Source organism: Rubrivirga sp. (genome assembly GCF_965213695.1).
Lineage (GTDB): Bacteria > Bacteroidota > Rhodothermia > Rhodothermales > Rubricoccaceae > Rubrivirga.
Genome location: NZ_OZ243912.1, coordinates 2,363,842 through 2,385,979, shown reverse-complemented (window position 1 = coordinate 2,385,979; position 22,138 = coordinate 2,363,842). Strand labels below are relative to the sequence as shown.

24 protein-coding genes and 1 tRNA gene are annotated in these 22,138 nt (G+C 71.4%); 15 read left to right on the top strand and 10 right to left on the bottom strand.

The genetic code is table 11. The features are described from left to right. Nucleotides 1-18: 18 nt before the first annotated feature. From ACOOHE_RS10500 to ACOOHE_RS10480, 5 genes are all read right to left on the bottom strand, one after another. Nucleotides 19-723, bottom strand: a complete 705-nt coding sequence (locus ACOOHE_RS10500; protein ID WP_420454036.1) for a hypothetical protein — start codon at nt 721-723, stop codon at nt 19-21. A 7-nt stretch (nt 724-730) separates the two neighbouring features. After that, on the bottom strand, nt 731-895 hold the full coding sequence (locus ACOOHE_RS10495; protein ID WP_420454035.1) for a hypothetical protein: 165 nt from the start codon (nt 893-895) through the stop codon (nt 731-733). 115 nt (nt 896-1,010) lie between these two features. Then, complete coding sequence (locus tag ACOOHE_RS10490; RefSeq protein ID WP_420454034.1) at nt 1,011-1,394, bottom strand: hypothetical protein; 384 nt, start codon at nt 1,392-1,394, stop codon at nt 1,011-1,013. Nucleotides 1,395-1,570: 176 nt separating this feature from the next. Beyond that, nucleotides 1,571-3,025 carry a dihydrolipoyl dehydrogenase gene (gene lpdA, locus ACOOHE_RS10485; protein WP_420454033.1) on the bottom strand — a complete coding sequence of 485 codons (1,455 nt, stop codon included), beginning with the start codon at nt 3,023-3,025 and terminating at the stop codon, nt 1,571-1,573. Nucleotides 3,026-3,197: 172 nt separating this feature from the next. Continuing rightward, nucleotides 3,198-3,503 (bottom strand): EutN/CcmL family microcompartment protein, encoded by a 306-nt coding sequence (locus ACOOHE_RS10480; protein WP_420454032.1) that lies wholly within the window; start codon nt 3,501-3,503, stop codon nt 3,198-3,200. Between the two features lie 114 nt (nt 3,504-3,617). Here ACOOHE_RS10480 and ACOOHE_RS10475 point away from each other — a divergent pair, with 114 nt between their 5' ends. Continuing rightward, nucleotides 3,618-3,806 (top strand): type II toxin-antitoxin system Phd/YefM family antitoxin, encoded by a 189-nt coding sequence (locus ACOOHE_RS10475; RefSeq protein ID WP_420454031.1) that lies wholly within the window; start codon nt 3,618-3,620, stop codon nt 3,804-3,806. Between the two features lie 6 nt (nt 3,807-3,812). Here ACOOHE_RS10475 and ACOOHE_RS10470 read toward each other — a convergent pair whose 3' ends face one another. Beyond that, on the bottom strand, nt 3,813-5,732 hold the full coding sequence (locus tag ACOOHE_RS10470; RefSeq protein ID WP_420454030.1) for an AAA family ATPase: 1,920 nt from the start codon (nt 5,730-5,732) through the stop codon (nt 3,813-3,815). A gap of 305 nt (nt 5,733-6,037) precedes the next feature. Between ACOOHE_RS10470 and ACOOHE_RS10465 the strand changes: the two genes are divergently transcribed. The 3 genes from ACOOHE_RS10465 to ACOOHE_RS10455 all read left to right on the top strand — a co-directional run bounded on the left by ACOOHE_RS10465 (nt 6,038) and on the right by ACOOHE_RS10455 (nt 8,716). Further along, the gene (locus tag ACOOHE_RS10465) at nt 6,038-6,976 is read left to right on the top strand and encodes a TerC family protein (protein WP_420454029.1); all 939 of its coding nucleotides are present in this window, start codon (nt 6,038-6,040) and stop codon (nt 6,974-6,976) included. A gap of 23 nt (nt 6,977-6,999) precedes the next feature. Beyond that, nucleotides 7,000-7,794, top strand: a complete 795-nt coding sequence (locus ACOOHE_RS10460) for a class I SAM-dependent methyltransferase (RefSeq protein ID WP_420454028.1) — start codon at nt 7,000-7,002, stop codon at nt 7,792-7,794. Between the two features lie 181 nt (nt 7,795-7,975). After that, on the top strand, nt 7,976-8,716 hold the full coding sequence (locus tag ACOOHE_RS10455) for a hypothetical protein (protein ID WP_420454027.1): 741 nt from the start codon (nt 7,976-7,978) through the stop codon (nt 8,714-8,716). On the opposite strand, the gene ACOOHE_RS10450 is transcribed toward ACOOHE_RS10455, so the two are convergent. From ACOOHE_RS10450 to ACOOHE_RS10440, 3 genes are all read right to left on the bottom strand, one after another. Further along, complete coding sequence (locus ACOOHE_RS10450) at nt 8,717-9,103, bottom strand: hypothetical protein (RefSeq protein ID WP_420454026.1); 387 nt, start codon at nt 9,101-9,103, stop codon at nt 8,717-8,719. Nucleotides 9,104-9,154: 51 nt separating this feature from the next. Beyond that, a complete protein-coding gene (locus tag ACOOHE_RS10445) occupies nt 9,155-10,225 on the bottom strand; it encodes a class I fructose-bisphosphate aldolase (protein ID WP_420454025.1) in 1,071 nt (356 codons plus the stop codon). Nucleotides 10,226-10,317: 92 nt separating this feature from the next. Beyond that, nucleotides 10,318-11,382, bottom strand: a complete 1,065-nt coding sequence (locus ACOOHE_RS10440; RefSeq protein WP_420454024.1) for an NAD(P)/FAD-dependent oxidoreductase — start codon at nt 11,380-11,382, stop codon at nt 10,318-10,320. Nucleotides 11,383-11,505: 123 nt separating this feature from the next. Between ACOOHE_RS10440 and thiO the strand changes: the two genes are divergently transcribed. The 10 genes from thiO (at nt 11,506) to ACOOHE_RS10390 (ending at nt 20,548) form a co-directional block, all read left to right on the top strand. After that, the gene (gene thiO / locus ACOOHE_RS10435; RefSeq protein WP_420454023.1) at nt 11,506-12,642 is read left to right on the top strand and encodes a glycine oxidase ThiO; all 1,137 of its coding nucleotides are present in this window, start codon (nt 11,506-11,508) and stop codon (nt 12,640-12,642) included. A gap of 16 nt (nt 12,643-12,658) precedes the next feature. Next, the gene (thiS, locus tag ACOOHE_RS10430; protein ID WP_420454022.1) at nt 12,659-12,868 is read left to right on the top strand and encodes a sulfur carrier protein ThiS; all 210 of its coding nucleotides are present in this window, start codon (nt 12,659-12,661) and stop codon (nt 12,866-12,868) included. Nucleotides 12,869-12,942: 74 nt separating this feature from the next. Beyond that, nucleotides 12,943-13,806 carry a thiazole synthase gene (locus ACOOHE_RS10425; protein ID WP_420454021.1) on the top strand — a complete coding sequence of 288 codons (864 nt, stop codon included), beginning with the start codon at nt 12,943-12,945 and terminating at the stop codon, nt 13,804-13,806. Nucleotides 13,807-13,880: 74 nt separating this feature from the next. Further along, nucleotides 13,881-14,495 carry a thiamine phosphate synthase gene (locus tag ACOOHE_RS10420; protein ID WP_420454020.1) on the top strand — a complete coding sequence of 205 codons (615 nt, stop codon included), beginning with the start codon at nt 13,881-13,883 and terminating at the stop codon, nt 14,493-14,495. A 71-nt stretch (nt 14,496-14,566) separates the two neighbouring features. Then, nucleotides 14,567-15,385, top strand: coding sequence for a bifunctional hydroxymethylpyrimidine kinase/phosphomethylpyrimidine kinase (gene thiD / locus ACOOHE_RS10415; RefSeq protein WP_420454019.1), 819 nt, complete (start codon nt 14,567-14,569; stop codon nt 15,383-15,385). 164 nt (nt 15,386-15,549) lie between these two features. After that, a tRNA-Arg gene (locus ACOOHE_RS10410) sits at nt 15,550-15,623 on the top strand. A gap of 324 nt (nt 15,624-15,947) precedes the next feature. After that, entirely contained in the window at nt 15,948-16,712 is a 765-nt protein-coding gene (locus ACOOHE_RS10405; RefSeq protein ID WP_420454018.1) for an SHOCT domain-containing protein, read from the top strand. Between the two features lie 34 nt (nt 16,713-16,746). Further along, the gene (locus ACOOHE_RS10400; protein ID WP_420454017.1) at nt 16,747-17,727 is read left to right on the top strand and encodes a YheT family hydrolase; all 981 of its coding nucleotides are present in this window, start codon (nt 16,747-16,749) and stop codon (nt 17,725-17,727) included. A 423-nt stretch (nt 17,728-18,150) separates the two neighbouring features. Next, nucleotides 18,151-18,717 (top strand): T9SS type A sorting domain-containing protein, encoded by a 567-nt coding sequence (locus tag ACOOHE_RS10395; protein ID WP_420454016.1) that lies wholly within the window; start codon nt 18,151-18,153, stop codon nt 18,715-18,717. Between the two features lie 118 nt (nt 18,718-18,835). Next, complete coding sequence (locus tag ACOOHE_RS10390) at nt 18,836-20,548, top strand: hypothetical protein (RefSeq protein WP_420454015.1); 1,713 nt, start codon at nt 18,836-18,838, stop codon at nt 20,546-20,548. A gap of 39 nt (nt 20,549-20,587) precedes the next feature. Here the strand turns inward: ACOOHE_RS10390 and ACOOHE_RS10385 are convergent, their stop codons facing one another. Then, entirely contained in the window at nt 20,588-21,364 is a 777-nt protein-coding gene (locus tag ACOOHE_RS10385) for a type 1 glutamine amidotransferase (RefSeq protein WP_420454014.1), read from the bottom strand. Nucleotides 21,365-21,506: 142 nt separating this feature from the next. Here ACOOHE_RS10385 and msrA point away from each other — a divergent pair, with 142 nt between their 5' ends. Continuing rightward, the gene (gene msrA, locus ACOOHE_RS10380; protein ID WP_420454013.1) at nt 21,507-22,046 is read left to right on the top strand and encodes a peptide-methionine (S)-S-oxide reductase MsrA; all 540 of its coding nucleotides are present in this window, start codon (nt 21,507-21,509) and stop codon (nt 22,044-22,046) included. Nucleotides 22,047-22,138: the final 92 nt, after the last annotated feature.

Sequence of the window (22,138 nt, the reverse complement as noted above, 5' to 3'; positions counted from 1 at the left end):
CGCGGGCGAGACAGGGAGTTATCCCGTCGCGAGCTTGACGAAGTGACCGACCGTCGCGCGGAGCCGGCGTCGGACCGTGTGGAGCCGTGGGTCCTCGGACGGTGATCGGAGGGCGTCGTAGATCCGGCGAATGTCGTCGAGATCTTCTTTCTCACCGCCAAGGAGGTAAGCCTGAACGAAGCGCTCGAACGCGATCTCGTAATCGACCTCGTCTGCCTCAATGGCTACTTCAGCGATTGAGCGGTAGTACCGGACACTCTCCGTCAGGAGCGTGTCGAGCGTCGCGAGCAAGTTCGCTCGGAACTGGCCCTCGTTCTCGTAGCGCGCGACCCACTCCGTCCGCACGAAGTCGGACGGTGTGATGGCCTCCGCCGTTTTGGCTAGAACCACAGGCCGCCCAAACATCGGGCAAAGACCGACCTCGAAGAAGATGTTCGCGAGCGTCGGAGGCGGCGTCGCTTCGGTGAAGACGGCGACGCCTAGCCCACATCCACGGATGAGCCCGATGATCTTCTCGAGGTAGTCGCCGGTGCCACCGATGTCCGTCGCACGGATCGCCGTGACGCCTGACTCCTGCAGAACCGACGCCGTCGAAGACTCCAACTCCCTGTCCAACCGGCTCCGCCGCTCCGCACTATGGAGCATGAGGAAGGCGTGGCGTGGGCGGGGCTGAAACGGCCCCTCCATCACGTCCTGTGTCACCGGCGAGAAGACGAGGGCCACAGACGAGCTACTTCTTGCGGATGCCCTTGTACTCGCCTGGCGTCTTTTTGTGGTCGATGATCCGGCCGGTCTTCGTGTCGAGCTTTACCCAGCGCTTGGTGACGGGGTTCAGAACTTGGACCCGATTTTTCACGGCGCCCTTCCGCGCGCCCTCGCCTGTGTTGGTAGCCATCTCGTGCTCGCGGCGTGTTCCGTGGAGTCTACAACGGATGGCCGTCGCCGGGGTTGCCCTCAACAAGTTCCGCCCCGCTGGCGCCGGTTGCCAGCGGGCGAGACAGGCCGAGGAGCTACCCGAGGGTGACGAGGATGGCCCCGCCGCCTCCCACGGGGTGGTTCTGGACGCCGTAGCGGTTCCGGGCTACGCGCGGGTCGAGAAACTCCAGTCTCTGGACCTGTGAGAGACCGAGCCGGTCGAGCGCCTCGGGCCCGCCCAGCACGACCGTCCCTTGGTACACGGTCGGGGTGGCGGGCACCCGGAGCCAGAAACTGCGGTGGCGCCTCACGAGGTCGAGCGCCGTCGCCCCGCCGTTCGTCGCCGCAAACTCGCGGATGTTCTCGGCCGTCAAGACGTTCTGATCGTCCCCGTCGGCCGACGCGGTGTTCGGGCTGGAACACGAAGCGAGGCCGAGGCTCGCGACGAGGACGATGATCGGGGAGAGTGTCCGTCGCATGGCGTGAGATGTGCGTGGCGATTGGCGTGACAAGACGCGGCCGACCCCACGGGGTTTCCGCGCCGCGGACGCTCTGGCGCGACCCGATCCAGCGCGCGCTCTGGGAAAAACCGCCCCGCCGGCGGCAGCGGGGCGGAAGGCGGCCGGGGCCGGCCGGTCAGGGAGAGGCCGCCGCGCTAGGCGTTGATGGCCTGGCCGTAGGCGTCGCGGCACGCCTCCATGACGGCCTCCGACAGCGTCGGGTGCGGGTGCATGGCCTCCATGATCTCGTGGGCCGTCGTCTCGAGCGCGCGCGCCGTGACCACCTCGGCGATCATCTCAGTCGCGTCGTGGCCGATGATGTGGGCGCCCAAGACCTCGCCGTACTTGGCGTCGATCACGACCTTAACGAACCCGGTCTGGTCGCCGATGGCCGCCGCCTTGCCCGACGCCGTGAACGGGAACTTGCCGATCTTGACCTCGAACCCGGCCTCTTTCGCCTTGGCCTCGGTGTAGCCGACCGACGCGATCTGGGGGAGGCAGTACGTGCAGCCCGGCACGTTGAGGTAGTCGACCGGGTGCGGCCCGTGCTCGGCCTTGCCCTGCTCGTGGGCGATGTGCTCGACGCAGACGACCCCCTCGTGGCTCGCCACGTGCGCCAGCCACGGCCCCCCGATCACGTCGCCGATGGCGTAGATGCCGTCGACGGTCGTCCGGTACATCGAGTCCACCCTGATGGCGCCGCGCTCGTGCTCGACGCCGACCTCGTCCAGCCCGACGTCCTCAACGTTGCCGACGACGCCGACGGCCGAGAGCACCTGGGACACCTCGACGGTCTCCTCGCCCTTCGGCGTCTTCATCGTCACGACGCACCCGTCGCCGGACGTGTCGACGTGGGTGACCTCGGTCGCCGTCTTGACGGTCACGCCCATCTTCTTGTAGGCCCGCTCGAGCTCCTTCGAGACGTCGGCGTCCTCGACCGGGACGAGCCGGTCCTGGAGCTCGACCAGCGTGACCTCGGTGCCCATGTGGTGGTACACGTAGGCGAACTCGACGCCGATGGCGCCGGCCCCGACGATGACCATGCTCTCCGGCCGCTCGGTCTGGAGCATGGCCTGGCGGTAGTCGATGATCTTCTCGCCGTCGACGGGCAGCGTCGGGATCTCGCGCGCCCGAGCGCCGGTCGCCACGATGATGGCCCGGGCCTCGACCGTCGTCGACTCGCCGACGGTCTCGCCGTCCATCGTCTCGGACGGCTCGACGGCCACCTTGCCCCCGCCCAAGAGCGTGGCCTGGCCCATGAACACGTCGACCTTGTTCTTCTTCATGAGGAACTGGACGCCCTTGTTCATCTTGTCGGCCACGCCGCGCGAGCGCTGGACGACGGCCGCGAAGTCGGGCTGGGGGAACGTGGCCCCGTCGCCGCCGGGCGTCGTGAACCCGTAGTCGGCGATGTGGGCGAGCTGGCTCGCGATCTCGGCGCTCTTGAGCAGGGCCTTGGTCGGGATGCACCCGATGTTGAGGCAGACGCCGCCGAGCTTGTTCTTCTCGACGATGGCCGTCTTGAGCCCGAGCTGGTGCGCGCGGATGGCGGCCTCGTAGCCGCCGGGCCCGGAGCCGATCACGAGGACGTCGTAGGGAGCGTTCGCCATGTCTGGAGGGGGGGAGGGGGCGTCAGGATACCCTGACCGGCCGGTCGGGGACCCCGCGGCGGGTTGAAGAGGGAGTGAGTCAGGGGATCGAGCGATTCGGGATCGGGCGATGGGCGATTGCGGAGGACGCCCATACGGCCGGCCTTTCAGCCGACCTCTTCCAGTCGCCCGATCACCCGATGGACAGGTCGCCCGATGTCCCGTCCCACTCGTCGACGACGGCGACGATGACCACGTTGGCCGGCGTCGGCGGCTCGCCGGGCGTGTCGAGGAGCGTCGCCACGACGGCGCCCTCCTTGGCCACCAGGACCGCGTCGCCGACGCCCGCGCTCAGGCCGGGGTCGAGCGCGACGTCCTCCGTCCGGCCCAGGCCGGCCCCGTCGAGCCCGATGGCCTCGACGACCAGGAGCCGCCGGCCGACGAGCGGGTCCAGCTTCTGGCTGGCGACGACGGTGCCGGTCACGCGGGCGAGGTACATCGGGGCGAGGACGGAAGTGGGACGGTCGAACAGAGGGATTTCAGTATTTTAGGCGTGGCGGCGTCCACCACGCTCGCGCCGCTCACGTGTACTCTCTCCCAACCCCCCACTCGGATGTACAGCACTCAGGGCATCGAGGCGATCGCGACCGTGACCGAGCTCCGCTCGAAGACGTCGGCGCTGATCGACCAAGCCAAAGGACTCAAGACGGGCATCATGATCCAGAAGAACAACGAGCCCGAGGCCGTCCTCATCTCGTACGACCTGTATCAGAAGATGCACAAGGCCTACCACAAGAAGTAGGCCCGGTCAGCGCTCGCCCACCAGCCGCTTGAGCTCGCCCACCCGCCGCACGGTCGCCTCGCGGTCGAGCGCGCGGAACCGCTCCGGGAGCATCGAGCGGCTGGTGCACTCCATGACGGCCACGAGTGTCTGGAGCTCGACCTGGAGCGGGTACGACGGCGGCACGAAGTCGTCGACGACGGCCTGGAGCACGGCGCGGTCGATGGTCGCCGCTTGGCGGCTTGGCCCGTCGGGGGCCTCGGAGGGCGGGGCCGGCTCCGCGGCGACGGCGCCCGTGGTGAGCGGAGCCGACCCGTCGCCCGAGGGCGCCTCGGCCGGGGCGTCGGCGGGCCCATCGGCCGGCTCCCCGCTGGGGCGGGGCGGGCCGTCGAGCGCGCTCGTGGCCGCGCGGAACTTGGCCCGGGTGAGCAGCGCCTCCATGTCGGCGCCGGAGTACGTCCGCTCGCCGTCGAGCAGGGCCTCCGGGACCTCCGACATCTCGACGTCGACGCCCGTCTTCCGCATCATGACGCGCAGGAGCTCCTGGCGGTCCTCGCGCGTCGACGGGTAGAACAGGCCGATGTGCTCCTCGGCGCGGCCCTGGCGCTTGAGGTCGACCGGCATGAGGTCCGGCCGGGCCGTGACCAAGAACCAGATGATCTTGCCGCGGAACCGGGTGTCGGACATGGCCTGGGCGATCTGGCCGAACACCCGGCTCGACACGCCCGAGTCGCCCTGGGCGTTCCGGTCGCCGAGCGCGGCGTCGGCCTCGTCGATCATGACGGCGACCGGGTTCATGGCCCGCAAGAGCGTCAGGATCTTTTCGAGGTTCCCCTCGGTGACGCCCTGCCACTGGCTCCGGAAGTTCTTGAGCTTGACCATCGGGATGCCGATCTCGCCCGCGAACGTGGTCACCAGGAACGTCTTGCCCGTCCCGACGGGCCCAGCGATGAGGTAGCCCATCGGCATCACGTCGGGCCGGCCGGCCTTGATGGCCTCGGCGGCGGCGCGCAAGTGGGCCTTGGCCTCGGCGTGGCCGGCCACCATGTCGAGCGTGTAGTCGGTCTCGACGAACTCCAAGAGCCCGTAGGCCTCGGCCTCGATGAGCTCCTTCTTCTTGGCGCTGAGGGTGTCGAACGTGAGCGGCCGCTCGTTCTCCAACACGTCGGCCAGGATCGAGCGGAGCTGGACGTAGCCGAGCCCGGCCGTGTTCTGGGCCAGCGTGAGGTCGGCGACGGACGACAGTCGGTCGTACCGGGCGCGCCCGTCGCGCTGGGCCGAGAGGAACCACCGGACGAAGGCGGCGCGGTCGTCGAGGTCGGGGAAGTCGATCTCGAGCTCGGCGTTGTACGGGCTCTGGATAAAGGCCCGCGAGAGGTCGTTGAGGTTCTCGGCGACGATCGCCAGCGTGAAGTCGCTCCGGAGCAGGAGCGGGTCGTGGGCCCACTTCTGCAACGTGACGAGCGCCGAGCGGTCCTCGGTCGAGTAGCTCGCCGCCTCCGACATCGGGATGATGGTCTCGGCGTAGTCGACGACGCAGGCGACGCGCTTGCCGTCGGCCAGCCGCAGGCGGAAGTAGTTGTCCAAGAGCGCGAAGACGCGGGCTGGGTCCTTGGGCAGCTTCTTGGCGTACTCGGTCCCGAAGATGGTGTCGTAGCCGCTGAGGGCCCGGTTAAAGTCCTTCCGGCTCTCGGCGTCCTCGAAGTGGATCCCGTCCGAGCGGTCGTAGAACACGACGACGTCGCGGCCGGCGAACAGGTCCTCGGCCAGGAACTCGCGGAGTGGGACGTAGGCCCGCTCGCCCCGCTCGTCGAGCGTCGGCACCAGGTCCCGGACGTTGCCGTGGATGATGAACTGGTTGAGCGTCTTGGTGAAGTAGCGGCGGGCCAGCTCACGCGCCCAGGTGGGGTAGTGGGCGAGCGGGTCGGCGGCGGACGTCTCGGGCATGTTTTTGGAGTGGGCGGCGCGGTGGCCGAAGGTACCGAGGCCGGAGGAGCAGGGAGGGCCTCGCTCCGCGAGGAGAGCGCGGCTGGCGCCGCAGAGCGCGCGGAGAGACCCGCTCCGCGGGGAGAGCGTGGAGAGTTGGCTTGACCGCGACCTCGGCGGCCCGCACGTTCCGTGCTCTCCGTGCTCTCCGTGCTCTCCGTGCTCTCCGTGCTCTCCGTGCTCTCCGTGCTCTCCGTGCTCTCCGTGCTCTCCGTGCTCTCCGCCCGGCTCTCCACTAGATTCCCGCGCCCCTCTCCCAACCCCGCATGTTCGACTGGACCGCCGACCCCAACGCCTGGATCGCGCTCGCCACGCTGACGACGCTCGAGATCGTCCTCGGCATCGACAACATCATCTTCATCTCGATCCTGACCGGCAAGCTCCCCGAGCACCAGCAGGCCCGGGGCCGGACCATCGGGCTCGGGCTCGCGATGGGCATGCGGATCCTGCTCCTGGTCTCGATCTCGTGGGTGATGGGGCTCACGGCCGTCCTGTTCGACCTCGGCGACATCCTCCCCTTCCTCAACGACCTCGAAGCGTTCGGGTCGACAGCGAGGGACACGGTCGGTCACGGCGGCGCCGTCGAGGGCGGCGACACGAGCCCGATTGCTCTGACGGGCCGCGACTTGATCCTGCTCATCGGCGGGTTCTTCCTCGTCGGCAAGTCGGTCCACGAGATCCACCACAAGCTGGAGGGCGACGGCGAGCACGCGGCCGAGAAGCCGAAGGCCGTCTCGTTCGCGTCGGTCCTGATCCAGATCGCGATCCTGGACCTCGTGTTCTCGCTCGACTCCGTGATCACGGCGGTCGGCATGGCGGACGACCTCGCGGTGATGATCATCGCCGTCGTGATCGCCGTCGGCGTGATGATGGTCGGGGCCGGGCCGATCTCGAACTTCGTCCACAAGCACCCGACGGTGAAGATGCTGGCGCTCGCGTTCCTGATCCTGATCGGCGTCACGCTGATCGCGGAGGGGCTCAACCAGCACATCGCCAAGGGCTACATCTACACGGCGATGGCCTTCGCGCTCATCGTCGAGTTCCTCAACATCCGCTCGAAGCGGGGCAACGCGACCCCGTCGGTCGAGCTGATCGAGCCGTACGCGACCGAGGGGGCGACGGGCATCCCCGACGCCTCGCGCGTGGCTCGGCCCCTCGCCATCTCGCCCCCGCGCGTGACCCCGGCGCCTCCCCCAGCGGCTTGACTCGCGAACCGTCCGTCCCCCCCATGCGCGCCCTCGCGCTGCTGGCCCTCGTCGTCGCCGTCGGGTGCCGCGCCCAGACTTCGGAGCCCGCTCCGGTCCCCGCCCGCGCCGCCGACAGCGTCGGCCAGTCGCTGGCGCCCCGGGCCGCGACGCGCGCGTTCTCCCAGGAGGGCGCCGTGGCCTACCAAGAGGGCCCGGCCTCGGCCGACGGGACGGGGCGGACGTACCTCGGCCGCGAGATCGCCCAGGTCATGAGCCACCGCGGCGCCGCCTGGCTCGAGCGGCCCGACCGCGAGCGCGAGGAGCGGCCGGCCGTGCTCGTCCGCGCGCTCGACCTGGCGCCGGACGACGTCGTGGCCGACCTGGGCGCCGGCACGGGCTACTTCACGTTCCGGCTGGCCCCGCTCGTCCCCGACGGCCGCGTCTTCGCCGTCGACATCCAGCCCGAGATGCTGCGGATCGTGGAGGACCGGGCGACGACTGAGGGGTTCGCCAACGTCGCGCCGGTCCTGGGCTCGGAGACGAGCACGGGCCTGCGCCCGCAGTCGACCGACCTCACGCTCGTCGTCGACGCCTACCACGAGTTCTCGCACCCGCGCGAGATGCTGACGTCGATCTACCAGGCCACGCGGCCCGGCGGGCGTCTCGTCCTGGTCGAGTACCGGGCCGAGGACCCCGACGTCCCGATCAAGCCGCTCCACAAGATGACGGAGGCGCAAGCGCGGCTCGAGGTCGAGGCGGCCGGCTTCCAGTTCGTCGAGAACCTCGGCGTGCTCCCCCAGCAGCACCTGCTCGTGTTCGAGCGGCCCGCGGAGTAGTCTCGCCCGGTGGGCCGGTGAGTCCGTCGTCAGTGGGTCGGCAGATCCGGGCAGCGGGTCGGGCTGAGTCACGATGCGCCACAGGCGGGAGGCGACCCGCGAGAAGATTCGGCGACCCCGGCGACCGGCACGCGAGCCCAGCCGGTCCGGCCGTCTTGCCGTCTCCACTCCCGCCACCCCATTGACCCGTTTCCGCACCGCCGCGCTCGTCGCGCTCGCCCTCTCCGTCGCCGCGTGCGACGGGGCCGACCCCGAGGCCACCCCGGAGGGCCTGCTCACGGTCACGGCCCGGACCGCCGCGGGCGCGCCGGCCGCCGGGCTCGACCTGTTCGCCACCTACGGGAGCCTGATCCCAGACGCCGACGCGCGGTCGGCGGCGGGATCAGGCGCCCTCTTCGTGTCCGCCCCGTTCCCCACGCCGACGACCACGCTGTCGCTCGTCCGGTTCGAGGCGTCGGAGGCCGGCCCGGTCCGCGTCCGCGTGCTCGACGTGGCCGGCGCCGAGCAGGCCGTGGTCTTCGACGGGTCGCTCGCGGCCGGGCTCCACCAGGTGGCCGTCGACGTGTCGGAGTGGCCCGGCGGCGTCTACCGGGTCGTCGTCGAGGCGGGCGGGGAGAGCGCGACGAGCTACCTGCTCAAGACCGACGCCGTGGGCGACGGCGTGCAAACGGGCCTGGCCGTCTTTTTGGGGCGGACCGACGACGACGGCCGCGTCGTCGTCACCGACTCGACGCGCTTCCCAGCCCTGTTCGACGTCCCGCGGAGCTACGTCGCCGTCGACGAGCAAGGCAACGAGGTCGGCCGGTTCGAGGTCGGGCGGACGCTCGGGCTCGTCCTCCAGGACGCCGGCGAGCGGACGGACGGGCGGACGGTCACGTTGCGCGACGGCGGGACGGCCGTCGACCTGACGTTCGCGCCCTAGCTACCGGCCGTTCCGCAAGGCGGCGCCCGGCCCGCCAGTCGTCGTCCCGGTGGCGTCGGCGGCGGGGCCCGTGACCTGCCCGCTCTCGACCAGGGCGCGCCAGCGGGCGGCGTCGGCCGCGTCGGCCTGGGCCTGCTCGAGTGCTTCGAGGCGGGCGTCGAGGTCGAGGATCGTCCGCGCGTCGAGCTCGTCGACGGGCCGGGCCCGCTTCTTCGACGGCTCGCGGTCCCGGCGGCGGTGCAGCACGACCCCGTTGATCGTGGCCGTCACCATCGCCAGCATCGCCCCGACGATCAGCACCTCCTCTTCGGCGCTGGCGAACCCGAGAAGCGAGAACAGCAGGAGGGCCGCGTTGAGCGCGATGAGGAGGCCGTCGGAGCGCTTCATGTCAGTGGGGGCGGGGCCCCGGCCGTACGGGGCCCCGCTCGACGGGTTGCGCTAGGCGACCGTGATCGCGTCGTCGAGGTAGACGTCCTGGATCGTGTTCAGCAGGCGGACGCCCTCGGCGCGGTCGCGCTGGAACGCCTTGCGGCCCGAGATCAGGCCCATCCCGCCGGCCCGCTTGTTGATGACCGCCGTCCGGACGGCCTGGCCGAAGTCGTCCTTGCCCGAGCCGCCGCCCGAGTTGATCAGCCCGGCCCGGCCCATGAACCCGTTCGCCACTTGGTAGCGCGTGAGGTCGATGGGGTGGTCGCTCGCAAGCTCGGTGTAGATCCGCTCGTCGAGCTTGCCGTAGCTGCTGTCGCCCGCGTTGAGCGCTTGGTACCCGCCGTTGTTCGTCGGCTGCTTCTGCTTCAGGATGTCGGCCTCCAACGTCGCGCCGAGGTGGTTGGCCTGGCCCGTCAGGTCGGCCGACGACTCGTAGTTGACGCCGTCGACGGTGAACCCGCCGTTGCGGACGTAGCACCACAGGATGGTGCCTAGGCCGAGCTCGTGGGCCAGCGCGAACGCCTGGGAGACCTCCTGGATCTGGCGGCCCGACTCGTCGCTCCCGAAGTAGATCGTCGCGCCAATCGCCACGCACCCCATGTTCCACGCCTCCTCGACGCGGGCGTACATCACCTGGTCGTACGTGTTGGGGTAAGTCAGGAGCTCGTTGTGGTTGATCTTGAGGATGAGCGGGATCTTGTGGGCGTACTTGCGGGCCACCATGCCCAGCGCGCCGTAGGTCGTCGCGACGCCGTTGCAGCCGCCCTCGACGGCCAGCTCGACCATCTGCTCGGGGTCGAAGTAGTCCGGGTTCTTGGCGAACGACGCGCCGGCCGAGTGCTCGATGCCCTGGTCGATGGGCAGGATCGAGAGGTAGCCCGTCCCGCCCAGGCGGCCGTGGTCGTAGAGCTGCTGGAGCGACCGCATGACCGGGATCGGCCGGTCGGACGGGCCGAAGATCCGGTCGACGAAGTCCGGGCCGGGGAGGTGGAGCCGGTCCTTCGAGATCTTCGGGGCCGAGAAGTCAAGGAGCGAGTCGGCCTCGTCGCCGAGGTACTCTTCGATCGTGGTCTGGGGCATGGGGGTGGGCGGGCGTTGAGGGGTCGTGAAGATAGAGGAGGCCGGGAGCCGTCGGCCCGGGAGATCGGGCGGAGGCGGTTCCTCCACGGGGTCTACACCGTCGGGGCGAGCGCGGTCTCGGCGGGGAGCGGGCGGACGCCGTCGAGGGCGTCGGGCAGGAGCCGGGCCAGGAGGGGCGCCGTCACCAGCCCCTTGGCGCCGAGCCCCGTGAGCACCCAGACGCCGGGGTGGCCCGGCAACGGGCCGGCCAATGGCAGCCGGCGCGACGAGACGACGGACGGGACGGTCAGCCGGACGCCGGCCGCGCGGCCGAGCACGCGGGCGCCCGCCAGCGAGGGGACGAGCGCCGCCGCCCGGCTCGCCAACCCGGCGTCGAGCACCGGGTCGGGGGCGAGGTCAACGAACGAGTGATCGAAGGTGGCCCCGGCCACGACGTCGCCGGCGCGCGGGACGACGTAGCCGGCTCCGGCGACGGCGTGGTGCCCGGCCGGGAGAACGGCGGGACGAGCCAGGCGGACGGTCTGGCCTTTGACGCGGTGGAGCGGGAGGTCCGTCAGCGCCGAGAGCCCGCGGGCGCCGTCGCCCAAGGTGAGGACGAGGGCACGGGTCGGGATCGGTCCCAGGTCCGTTATTGCAATCAACGGATCCGTCTCCCACCCCGTCAGCCGAGCCCGCACCAGCCGGGCGCCTCGCGCGGTCGCCACCGCCAGCGCCGCCTCGACGAACGCCGCCAGGTCCACCGACCCCCCGCGCCGGACGACGAGAGCCCCGTGAGGGGCGGAGACGAGGGGCCACCGCTCGGCGCTGGCGTCGGCGTCCAGCCAGTCGAGGTCGGTGTGGGCGCCGGCCCGCTCGCGGAACGTCGTGGCCTGGGTCCCAGACGCGGCGGGGCGCAAGACGCCCGTCCGCCGGAAGAGCCCGTCGTCGGTCTCGTCCGCCAGCTCGGCGAGCGCGTCGAGGGCCTCGTCGTGTCGCCACGCGGGTTTGGCGGCCCGGCCCATGAACGGGTTGGCCAGCCCGGCCGCCGCCCCGCTCGCGCCGCCGGCCGGCCGGCCCGGTTCGAGGACGACGACGCGGCGCGTCCGGCTCAGCACGAGGGCCGCGCACGCGCCCGCCAGCCCGGCCCCGGCCACGACGACGTCGGCGGGCTCGGTCACTCGTCCGCTCGCGTCCTCCGCAGGGCCCGCCGCGCGAGCGATGGGAGGTCGGAGCGGAACGTGCGGGCGGCGGACACGGCGGCGGGCGCGGGTAGCTTGCGGAAGCTAGACCCACGAGCCCCCGTGCCGGAGCCGGACCCCCACGTCATCGTCGTCGGCGGCGGACTCGCCGGGCTGGGTGTGGCGTGGCAGCTCGCCGAGCGCGGACGGCGCGTGGTCGTGTTCGAGGCCGGCCGCGCCGGGCGCGGCGCGTCGTGGTCGGCGGCGGGGATGCTGGCGCCGGCGGCCGAGATCGGGTTCGAGGAGCTCGACCTGTACCGGCTGGGGCGCGAGAGCCTGCGTCGGTGGCCCGCCTTCGCCCGGCGCCTCGAACGGGCCTCCGGGATCTCGGTCGGCTACCGCGACGAGGGGACGCTCGTCGTCGCCGACGACCGGGACAGCGTGCGCGCGCTCCGGCGGCTGTTCGGGTTCCAGCAGTCGCACGGCGCTCCCGTCGAGTGGCTCTCCGGCGACGATGCCTGCGACGTCGAGCCGCTGCTGTCGCCGCGTCTGCCGGCCGCCATCTGGTCGCCCCAGGACCACCAGGTCGACAACCGGGCCGTCGTCCGGGCGCTCCGGCTCGCGGCAGAGGCGGCCGGCGCCGAGATCCGCGAGGGCGCGCCGGTGGCCCGCATCCGCCCGGACTCGGAGGCGCCGTCGGTCCGACTGGGCGGGGGGGAGGTGACGGCCCAGGTCGTCGTGGTCGCGGCGGGCGTGTGGAGCGCGGGGCTGGAGGGGCTCGACCCGGCCCCGCCCGTCCGGGGCGTCAAGGGGCAGGCGCTCGCGCTCCGCTTGGACCCCGAGCGCGGGCTCGACCTGGGCCACGTCGTCCGCGGCCCCGACGCCTACCTCGTCCCCAAGGCCGACGGCCGGCTCGTCGTCGGGGCGACGAGCGAGGACGGCGTGGCCGACGGGCGCGTCACGGCGGGCGGCGTGTTCCGGCTGCTCGAAGGGGCCGTCGCCGTGGTCCCGGGCGTCGAGGAGCTGGAGCTGGTCGAGACCTGGGCGGCGCACCGGCCGGCGTCGCGGGACCACGCGCCCCTCCTTGGGCAGAGCGCGCATCCGGGCGTCGTCTACGCGACGGGTCACTACCGGCACGGCGTCCTGCTGGCGCCGGTCACGGCCCAGGAGGTGGCCGCCGAGGTCGACCGCCGGCTCGGCGGGGCGCCCGAAACAGCGCCCGTGCTGGCCCCGTTCTCGCCGCTCCGCTTTCTGGACTAGCCCGCTGAACGGACCCGTGCCGACCCTCCGCATCAACGGCGAGCCCCGCGACGTCCCCGCGCCGCTCGCGCTCGACGCGCTCCTCGCCCACCTCGGCCGCGACCCGGCCACGCCCGGCGTCGCCGTCGCCGTCGGCGACCGCGTCGTCCCCCGCTCCGCCTGGCCGACGACGACCGTGGGCGACGGCGACCGGGTCGAGATCATCACGGCCTCCCAGGGCGGATGACGCCGAGGCGAAGGACTGCGGACTCCTGCTCCCTTCCGACCGGAACGCGGAGGGGACCCCTTCTCACAGACGCCATGCACGCCGACGCCCCTGATCTCGCCGACCCGTCGTCCGCTGTCCGTGGTCCGTCGTCGCCCGACCCGTGGGCGGTCGGCGGGGCGGAGCTGACCAGCCGCGTGCTCTTGGGGACGAGCCGCTACGCCAGCCTCCAGACGCTGCTCGACGCCGTCGACGCCTCGGGCGCCGAGGTGGTCACGGTCTCCGTCCGCCGCGTCGACCTCGACGGCGCCGCCGACGGCCAGACGCTGCTCGGCGCCCTCCGCCAGCGGACGACGGCCAGCGGGGCGCCGCTCCGGCTCCTCCCCAACACGGCCGGGTGCTACACGGCGCGCGAGGCCGTCTTCACGGCCCAGCTCGCGCGCGAGGCGCTCGAGACCGACTGGGTCAAGCTCGAAGTCATCGGCGACGACGAGACGTTGTACCCGGACGCGGTCCAGCTCCTCAAGGCCGCCGCCGAGCTCGTCGCCGACGGGTTCGAGGTGTTCGCCTACTGCGGCGACGACCCGATCACGGCCCGCAAGCTGGCCGACCTCGGCTGCGCCGCCGTGATGCCGCTCGCGGCGCCGATCGGGAGCGGGATGGGCCTCGTCAACCCGTACGCGCTCCGGATCATCCGCGAGCTCCTGCCCGACGTCCCGCTCGTGGTCGACGCCGGGATCGGGACGGCGTCCGACGCGGCGCGGGCGATGGAGCTCGGCTACGACGGGGTCTTGCTGAACACGGCCGTCGCGGGCGCCCAGCACCCCGTACAAATGGCCGCCGCGATCCGCCACGCCGTCGTCGGCGGACGGCTCGCGCGACGGGCCGGGCGGATCCCGCGCCGCCTCTACGCCCAGGCCTCGACCCCGGACGACGGCCGCGTCGAGGTGGACGAGTGAGCGGGGGGGACGGGGGACCAGGGACGGGGGACGGGCGGGCGGCCCGGGGCTGGGCGGAGCGGGTCCCGCGTCTGTTGTTGATCGCCGACGGGTTCGCGTCGGGCCGCGTCGAGCTGGCGGCCGACGAGGTCCGCCAGCGCGCGGTCGCGGCCGTCGTGGCCGGCGTCCCGTGGGTCTCCCTCCGCGACCCCGACGCCGACGACGCCGCGTTCGCCGCCGGTGCCCGAGAGCTCGCCGCCGCGCTCCGCGACGTCCGCCCCGACGTGGTCTTGTCGGTCCACGGGCGGATCGAGGTGGCGCGCGGGATCGGGGCCGGGCTCCACGTCGGCCGCCGGGGGGCGACGCTGGCCGAGGCCGTCGGCGCCGGGCTGCCCGGCCCGGTCGGCGTCTCGGCCCACTCGGCGACCGCCGCCGCCCACGCCGCGCGCGGCGGGGCCGACTACGTCACGGTCTCGCCCGTCTTCGCGACGCGGACCCATCCCGACGCCGTCCCGACCGGCGTCGACCCGCTCCGGCTCGCGGCCGAGCGGTCGGGCCTGCCCGTCCTCGCCCTCGGCGGGATGACGCCGCCGCGCGCTCGCATCGCCCGGCTCGTCGGGGCCCACGGCGCCGCCGCGGTCTCGGCGCTGCTGTTCGCGTGGGACGCCGACCGGACGGTCCGCCAGTTTTTGGAGGCCGTGAACGTGTGATCTTGTGGACCTGTGGACTCGTGAGGGTCCGCCCGCAGCCCCACGTGTCCACCCCTCCACTCCTCCGCACGATGCCCATTCCCACCGCCCTCACCATCGCCGGCTCCGACTCGGGCGGCGGCGCCGGCATCCAGGCCGACCTCAAGGCGTTCGAGGCCCACGGCGTGTTCGGGATGTCCGTCGTCACGGCGATCACGGCCCAGAACACCCGGGCCGTCACCGCCGTCCACGACGTCCCCGCCGACGTGGTGACGGCCCAGATCGAGGCCCTCGTCGACGACCTGCCGATTGGGGCGGTCAAGACCGGGATGCTGTCGTCGCCCGAGATCGTGGCCGCCGTGGCCCGGGCCATCGAGGACCACGAGCTGGCGCCGGTCGTGGTCGACCCGGTGATGGTCTCGAAAAGCGGGGACGAGCTGTTGGCGCCCGACGCCGTGGGCGCCGTGGCGACGCGGCTGCTGCCGCTGGCGACCGTCGTCACGCCGAACGCGCACGAGGCGGCCCGGCTGGCGGCCTCCGACGTCCGCACGCTCGACGACGCCCGCCGTGCGGCCGACGTGATCCTGCGGCTCGGGCCCGGCGCCGTCTTGGTCAAGGGCGGCCACCTCGACGGCGAGGCCGAGGCCGTCGACCTGCTGGTCTGGGGCGACGGCGAGGCCACGTTCCGCCAGGAGCGGATCGACACGCCGCACACGCACGGGACCGGGTGCACCTACGCCAGCGCGATTGCGGCGAACCTGGCGCGGGGCCTCGGGCTCGAGGAGGCCGTCGGCCGGGCGCGGGTCTACCTCCAGCAGGCCATCCGCCACGCGCTCCCGCTCGGCGGCGGCCACGGCCCGACCCGCCACTTCTGGTTTTTGGACGGGACGGAGGCTTGGCGGGGGCGGTGAGCGGCCGCAGAGAACGTCCGGGCAACTCCCGGTCTCCGAGCTTGCGACCGGCTCCGGCAGCGGTCCCCCGCCACGCCCCACAAACCCCGCTCCGCCCGGTCTTCACTTGAGACCCCTTCCCACGGCGGCCTATCTTCGGGTCGCCGACGGGGTCCCCCCCCGACGCGCCCGTAGCTCAGCTGGATAGAGCGTCGCACTACGGATGCGAAGGTCAGAGGTTCGAATCCTCTCGGGCGTACTGCCGAAAGCGGCTCGAATGAAGCGGAGACGTGGATTTCGAGCCGCTTTCTGCCTTGCTCTTGCCCGGCCCGGAACGCATCAGAATCCGCCTATGGCGAATCGGACTGTAGAATCTCGGTCCAGCGACCGGTAGGATGAGAGCCCGACAAGTGCGGGACGAAGGAGGACAAGCCGGGCGCCCACCGGTGGATCGGCCACCATAATTAAATGGTAAAAACACATGGGTATATGGAAAATTAGCTTACCAGTCGAGAATGGTCCGTTCTATAGCAGTTATCAAATGAGTGGCCCAGTGTATAATTTACCTGGGGTATCTACTCTGATGAGTCCAGGAGTCAGATTTAAAAAGTTCCCACCTCGTGACGCTACAGATTGGACGATCTTGGATGATGAATATGTTAAAACACATATGTATGTTATTCAGGGACTTCCGCCAGGAACACGTGAGTCCGAAGTGTTGAATTATGAGGGGCAAGTCGACATGAGATTGGTTTTTGAAGCCTATCGTCTAGCTCCTTACGTGTATGGCTTGGGAGATATTGATGGTTTGTGCGGTATGTGTAATCACATGCTATTCGAAAATATGGAAAGACATCACTTGATGTCAGCCTTGTGTCCAAAATACAATAACACATCAGTTTATTCTGTCGGCCCATTGGTGTCGTCAATCACAGACACAATATCGATCCGTCCTAACAGCTCTGATCTTCGTCAGGTTGGAAAGTCTGCCCTAGAGGCTCTTGATACCAGCGAGCCAGAAGAGGCGTTCGCAGAGAGGGCATGGCAAAATGGAGTCCGTTGGCTTAGGGAAGATATCACTCCACAGAATCGGGGTGAGGCCATTGGATACTTGCAGATTCTATTAAGCGCAATTGGAGCATGGCTAGCCTGGCAAGCCCTGAGGCGGTCCGTATCTAGCGAGAACTGTATGGGTCTTGTGGGAAAGTCCCCCTTTTATAAGACACCCTCGCGTTCAGCGGATGACTTGATACAAGCCATTGCCAAGCTGGCCGGCCTCCGTGACGCTGGTCACATCTCTCAAGGGGAGTTCGAGGTGAAGAAGGCAGAACTCCTCGCGAGAATCTGAAGCTGTCCCCTTTTGTGGAACCGTCCGAGACCGGATGGACGTCGCCCTCCCCCCGTACCGCCCGCCGCTCGCGCTCCGCAGTGGCCACCTCCAGACGGTCCTCCCGACGCTCTTCCGCCGCGTCGACGGCGTCGACTACCGCCGCGAGCGGCTCGAGCTCGACGACGGCGACTTCGTCGACCTCGACTGGGTGGGCCGGCCCGAGGGCGCCTCGGTGGCCGTCGTGGCGCACGGGCTCGAGGGGAGCACCGACCGGGCCTACGTCCGCGGGATGGCGCGCGAGCTGGCCCGGCGCGGGTGGGCCGTCTGCGCGTGGAACTTGCGGGGCTGCTCGGGCGAGCCGAACCGGCTCCTCCAGACCTACCACAGCGGCCTGACCGAGGACGTCGGCGCCGTCGTGGCGCACGCGCTGGCGGAGGGGGCGGCGGAGGTGGCCGTCGTCGGGTTCAGCCTGGGCGGCAACGTCACGCTGAAGTGGCTCGGCGAGCAGGGCGACGCCGTCGACCGCCGCGTGGTGGCCGGCGTCGGGATCTCGGTCCCGGTCGACCTGGCGTCGTCGTCCCACGCGATGGAGGCGTGGAGCCGGCGGGTCTACATGTTGCGGTTCATGCGCTCGCTCTCCGGCAAAGTGGCCGAGAAAGCGGAGCGGTTCGACGCCGTGCCGGACCTCGACGCGATCCGCGCGGCCCGGACCTTCCGCCAGTTCGACGGCCTGTTCACCGCGCCGGTCCACGGGTTCGCCGACGCCGAGGACTACTGGGCTCGATCCTCATCGCTCCCCGTGCTCTCCCAGGTCCGCGTGCCGACGCTGCTGGTGAACGCCCTCGACGACCCGTTCCTCGGCCCGACGTGCTTCCCGTACGACGTCTCGGCGGCCACCCCGGACCTCACGCTCTTGACGCCCCGGCACGGGGGCCACGTCGGGTTCGTCCGGCGCGGCGGGACGTTCTGGTCGGAGGACGTCGCCGGCCGGTTCCTCAACGCCGCCCGCGAGGATCGTCGACAGGAGCAATAGAGCGCCTCTCGCTGCGGTCCAGTCCGTCGCTGGGTGCGGTCGTTCGGCGTCGGCCTGGGCCTGGTCGGCCCTCCCACCGGCGGACCGAATCGCGGATCTGCTGACCCCGCTCCGGGACAGGCGTCTCGCGCGACGGAGAAGGGACTGGCTCCACCCGGCCCGCTCGGCGACGGGCAGCGGCGCTTCCGGTGGCTGCTCGCCGGGCGGACCGGCGAAGACCCGGGACGCCTCTGCCGAGCGGGAGGCCACGGCAGGCGATGTCCTGGGCGCAGTGACTTGGTTTCTCTGGCTTTGCCGTATACACAGGTGGAGGTCGGCTGGACGCCGGTTGAGGCGTCCGGTCTGCGCTCGCCGCTTCTCGTCTGCTCCGCGACAGGCAGGGGGAGCGGTTCCACCCCATCGGTCGCCCCATCCCCTCCGCCCATGCGCCCACTCTCACGAGCGGCTCCGCTTCTCGCCGGCACGCTCCTCGCCCTCGCCCCCGCCGCTCAGACGAGCGACGCGACGGTCCTCCAGCTGTCGGCCGTCGAGGCGTACGCCGCTCCGCTCCACGACGCCCCCGGGTCCGTCCACGTGACCGGCCGTGCGACCCCGGTCGCGCCCGTCGTCTCCGGCGCCGTCCACGTTTGGGCGACGGCCGCCCCCGTGGCGGCGTTCGTCCCGCTCGCCGAGCCGGCGCCCCTGGTCGCTCGCGGCGCCGGGGCCGCCCTGGAGGCCGAGCTCCCGGCTGAGCTCGCCCTCGGGTCGGCGTATCCGAACCCGTCGGCGTCGGGGGCCCGGATCCCCTACGAGCTGCCCCAAGCTGCTCGGGTTCGCCTGTCGGTGGTCGACGTGCTCGGCCGCGAGATCGCCGTGCTCGCCGACGGAGACCGCCCGGCCGGTTGGCACGAGGCGTCGCTCGACGCCCGCCGCCTCGCCCCGGGCCTTTACCACGTCCTCCTCAGGGTGGGCTCGTTCATCGGCACGACGCGCGTCACAGTCGTCCGCTAGCCCGGCCCGTCGCCGGCCCTCGGTCGCGCCTTTCGGCGCCGCCGGCCGACGCCCGCTCCGCGGCCCTGCGGGCACCGATTCCGGGCCGCCCCTCCTTGACCCCTCGACCCCTGCACCCATGACCTACCGTTGTGCCCCGCCGCGCTCGTTCGCGCTGGCGCTCACGCTCCTTCTCTCGGCGGCCCCCGCGCTCGCCCAAGACCTCACTACCCAGGCGCCCGACGACGACGCGCCGGTCCGGATGACCTACTCCGGGCTCCTCACCGACGCCGCCGGGACCCCGCTCGCGGACGGGGCCCACGGGATCGTCTTCCGGCTCTACGCCTCCCCCGACGACGCCCGCGACGGCGCTGCCCCTGTCTGGGAGGAGGCCCACGACGCGGCCGTCGACGGCGGGCGCTTCCTCGTCCTCCTCGGCTCCAAGACGGCCCTCCCTGGCGACGGCGACTGGCTGACGGTCGAGGTCGACGGCGAGCCGGCCAGCGCGCCGGTCCGCTTCGGCGGGGCGCCGACGGCGGCGTTCGCTCCGGGCAACACGCTCCAGGACTCGTACGACAACGGCCGGTTCATCACGGTCGCGAGCGGGGCTCCGCTCCAGATCAACGGGACGCTGGGGCAGATCGGGTTCATCACCCGCGACGTGACGCCGGTATTCATCTCGGACGAGCTGATGCGGTTCCGGCTCCGGTCGGTCCAGGGCGGGAGCACGTGGGAGTATCGGGTGTACGGGACGCTGAACCCGACCCGCGACCCGGGCACGTTCGCGATCACGGAGGCGTCGGGCGGCGGCGCGGATGGGTTCGTGATGGAGCCGGGCGTGAGCGAGGACTTGATGATCCTGAGCGGCCAGACGGTGGCCCTCGGGAGCCCGGACAACGTGGCCGGCCTCCGGGCCTACACGACGCCCAACCCGGCCGGTCCGGGCACCGGGGTCGTCGGCTTCGAGGTGACCGACCACTTTAGTGCCGGCGGGTCCTCCGAGTGGTATACGGAGGACGGCGCGTCCCACACGCGCGTCGAGCCCGACTTCGGCGGCGACGGCGGGTACGTCGAGGTCGCTAGAGGCTCGGGCGGATCGGCCCTGGTCGTCGACGGTGACACTGGCGGTGGGTCTGCGACCCGAGTCGGCTCGGGCGTCCGCTCGTCGTCCTTCAATGACACGGCGGCCGGGACGGGCTCGGTGGCCTTGCCCGTGAGCGCCATTGACGCCGTCGAGATCCTGGACGAGGCGGGCACAGCGAACCAGACCAACTCGAGTCCGGTCACGCTGTCGGCCGGGTTCAACACCACGCTGACCCGCTCGGTCACGGCCCCCGCCCCGGGCTACGTGATCGCCATCGCCACGGGGGAGGTGGGCACGAGCCATACCGCAGGGTCGACCTCCAACGTGCAGTTCGCGGTCTCGCGGAGCTGCGCCAGCCCGAGCGCGCCGCCGGTCACGCAGCAGCAGAACACGCAGATCCCGGCGAGCGCCCCCACCGGCACCTACGCGGACATCGTGTCCGTCCACGGCCTCTTCGAGGTCGGGGTGGGGACGACCACGTTCTGCAACGTCGTCCAGCTCATCGGGAGCACGACCGGCTCGATCGACGACCAGAACCTGACGCTGCTCTACGTCCCGACCGCCTACGGCGCCATCGCGTCCAACCTGGTCGATGAGCCGGGCGGGCCTGAGGGCGACGAGAGCGCGCAGGCTCCGCTCACCGCGGGCGACGTCGAGCAAGAGCGGACGGCCTCGGTCCAGGCCAACGAGGCCCGGATCGCCGCGGAGCTCGAGGCCATCCGTGCCCGCGTCGCCGAGCTGGAGGCGTCGATGACCAACGACGGGTAGGCGACCGGCCCTCCGGCCTCGGCGGCGGGGTCGGGTTCGTTAGCCCACGTCGGGGTCGGCCGCCAGTCGGTCGGCCCCGTCGTGCGTCGCGTAGAGCAGCAAGAACCGGCGCAGCAGGTCGTCGGCGTCGGGCGACGGTCGGAGGCCGGCGACGACGGCGTCGAACCGCTCGGGGTCGGCCATCTCGGGGTAGTGGTCGCGGTAGGCCAGCAGCCGCTGGAGCTCGGTCTCGGCGTCGAGCTCGGTGTGGAACTGGGTCCCGTAGATCGGGAGGCCGTCCAGGCGGAAGGCCTGGTACGGCGCCCGGTCGTTCGTCGCCAGCTCGACGGCGCCGGCGGGCAGCCGGGCGACGCGGTCCTGGTGGCCCATCTGGGTGTCGAACCGGGCCGGCAGCGTCGAGAACAGCGGGTCGCGGCGGCCGGCGTCGGTGAGCCGGACGGGGTGCGTCCCCATCTCGGCCCGCCCGGGGTCGTGGACGACCTCGCCACCGAACGCCCGCGCCACGAACTGGTGGCCCCAGCACGACCCGAAGAGGGGCAACTCGCGGTCGGCGCACGCCAGGCACAGGTCGGCCAGGTCTTGGGTCCACCCGTAGGTCTGGGTCACCGAGTACGCCCCCGCGCCCCCGATCATGACCGCGTCGACGCCGTCCAAAAGGGCGGGGGAGAGCGTGTCGGTGAGCGCGTTCGTGACCCGGAACGCGCCCGCCGGGACGCCGGCGCGGGCCCGGAAGCTGCTCCGCTCCTCGGCGAGCACGGCGGGGTCCGTCCGGATCTGGACCAGGCGGATGCGGACGGAGTCGAGGTCGGGGGCCATGCAGAGCCGGGCGTCGGGGAGGGCCGCCGTCTACGCGGGGACGGGCCGTCGGTGTCCCGTGCGGAGAACCGCAGAGTAAGGCCGCGACTCGGAGCCCCGTCCGAACCGCGACGTTGACCCCAATCCCCACTCTCTTCTTCCCATGGCTCAGACCGACTCCATCGTCCTCGGCGGCGGGTGCTTCTGGTGCGTCGAGGCGGTGATGGTCCCGCTCCGGGGCGTCACCCGCGTCGTCTCCGGCTACGCCAACGGCCACGTCCGGAACCCGACCTACCGCGAGGTCTGCTCGGGGCGGACCGGCCACGCCGAGGTCGTCGAGGTCACCTTCGACCCCGCCGAGCTCTCGCTCCACGACCTGCTCACGGTCTTCCTCACAACCCATGACCCGACCACGCTCAACCGCCAGGGCGCCGACCGCGGCACTCAGTACCGCTCGGGCATCTACGTCACGTCGGACGCCCAGCGCGAGGTGGCCGAGCAGGTGGTGGCCGAGATCGCCGAGCAGGGGATTTACTCGGACCCCATCGTGACCGAGATCGAGCCGCTCGACACGTTCTACCCGGCTGAGGAAGCTCACCAGGACTACTTCGCCCGGAACCCAGCCCAGCCCTACTGCCAGGCCGTGATCGCGCCCAAGGTGTCGAAGCTGCGGAAGCTGTACCTCGACAAGCTCGCGGCCTGACCGCCAGCGGCGAACGCGGGGTGAAGAGGCCCCGCCGCCGGCGGCCCGCCTTGACCACCGGCTCGCGGCGGCTTTACCTTCGCTCCGCGACT

Coding starts and splice junctions, on each gene's coding strand:
- ACOOHE_RS10470 (WP_420454030.1), bottom strand. CDS start 5,732: ATGCCCGAGACGTCCGCCGCCGACCCGCTCGCCCACTACCCCACCTGG.
- ACOOHE_RS10495 (WP_420454035.1), bottom strand. CDS start 895: ATGGCTACCAACACAGGCGAGGGCGCGCGGAAGGGCGCCGTGAAAAAT.
- ACOOHE_RS10480 (WP_420454032.1), bottom strand. CDS start 3,503: ATGTACCTCGCCCGCGTGACCGGCACCGTCGTCGCCAGCCAGAAGCTG.
- ACOOHE_RS10465 (WP_420454029.1), top strand. CDS start 6,038: ATGTTCGACTGGACCGCCGACCCCAACGCCTGGATCGCGCTCGCCACG.
- thiD (WP_420454019.1), top strand. CDS start 14,567: ATGCCCATTCCCACCGCCCTCACCATCGCCGGCTCCGACTCGGGCGGC.
- ACOOHE_RS10475 (WP_420454031.1), top strand. CDS start 3,618: ATGTACAGCACTCAGGGCATCGAGGCGATCGCGACCGTGACCGAGCTC.
- ACOOHE_RS10390 (WP_420454015.1), top strand. CDS start 18,836: ATGACCTACCGTTGTGCCCCGCCGCGCTCGTTCGCGCTGGCGCTCACG.
- ACOOHE_RS10445 (WP_420454025.1), bottom strand. CDS start 10,225: ATGCCCCAGACCACGATCGAAGAGTACCTCGGCGACGAGGCCGACTCG.
- ACOOHE_RS10385 (WP_420454014.1), bottom strand. CDS start 21,364: ATGGCCCCCGACCTCGACTCCGTCCGCATCCGCCTGGTCCAGATCCGG.
- lpdA (WP_420454033.1), bottom strand. CDS start 3,025: ATGGCGAACGCTCCCTACGACGTCCTCGTGATCGGCTCCGGGCCCGGC.
- ACOOHE_RS10450 (WP_420454026.1), bottom strand. CDS start 9,103: ATGAAGCGCTCCGACGGCCTCCTCATCGCGCTCAACGCGGCCCTCCTG.
- ACOOHE_RS10405 (WP_420454018.1), top strand. CDS start 15,948: ATGAGTCCAGGAGTCAGATTTAAAAAGTTCCCACCTCGTGACGCTACA.
- msrA (WP_420454013.1), top strand. CDS start 21,507: ATGGCTCAGACCGACTCCATCGTCCTCGGCGGCGGGTGCTTCTGGTGC.
- ACOOHE_RS10490 (WP_420454034.1), bottom strand. CDS start 1,394: ATGCGACGGACACTCTCCCCGATCATCGTCCTCGTCGCGAGCCTCGGC.
- ACOOHE_RS10425 (WP_420454021.1), top strand. CDS start 12,943: ATGCACGCCGACGCCCCTGATCTCGCCGACCCGTCGTCCGCTGTCCGT.
- ACOOHE_RS10395 (WP_420454016.1), top strand. CDS start 18,151: ATGCGCCCACTCTCACGAGCGGCTCCGCTTCTCGCCGGCACGCTCCTC.
- ACOOHE_RS10460 (WP_420454028.1), top strand. CDS start 7,000: ATGCGCGCCCTCGCGCTGCTGGCCCTCGTCGTCGCCGTCGGGTGCCGC.
- ACOOHE_RS10400 (WP_420454017.1), top strand. CDS start 16,747: ATGGACGTCGCCCTCCCCCCGTACCGCCCGCCGCTCGCGCTCCGCAGT.